This window comes from Vibrio ouci (assembly GCF_004551525.1).
Classification (GTDB): domain Bacteria; phylum Pseudomonadota; class Gammaproteobacteria; order Enterobacterales; family Vibrionaceae; genus Vibrio; species Vibrio ouci.
The window spans coordinates 1-366 of sequence record NZ_SATR01000418.1; the positions used below are offsets into that span (position 1 = coordinate 1).

The 366-nt window shown below is 38.5% G+C and carries 1 protein-coding gene; it reads left to right on the forward strand.

The features are described from left to right. Window positions 1–123 precede the first annotated feature (123 nt). On the forward strand, window positions 124–366 hold a 243-nt coding region (locus tag ELS82_RS28065), incomplete at its 3' end, for a hypothetical protein (RefSeq protein ID WP_208733348.1).

Genomic DNA, 366 nt, shown 5'->3' on the forward strand with positions numbered 1-366 from the left:
GAAACATTTTACCAATGTTGGGATAGGTATCGAGACTTACTTAATACTTGCCCCCATCATGGTTTTGAAACATGGAGATTAGTTTCACATTTTTATGAAGGGTTAACTCCTAGAGATAGGCAAATGGTTGAATTGATGTGCAATGGAACTTTTGAGGATAAAGACCCTAATGAAGCAATGGAATACCTAGACTTGCTAGCTGAAAATGCGCAAAATTGGGACACCACAGGTACTTATGAGGCACCAAGTAAAACCCAACCTCATACATCTAATGGAGGTATGTACAACCTTAGGAAAGATCATGACCTCCAAGCCAAGTTTGCATCTTTAGCTAAAAAGGTTGAGGCACTAGAATTAAAAAAGAGT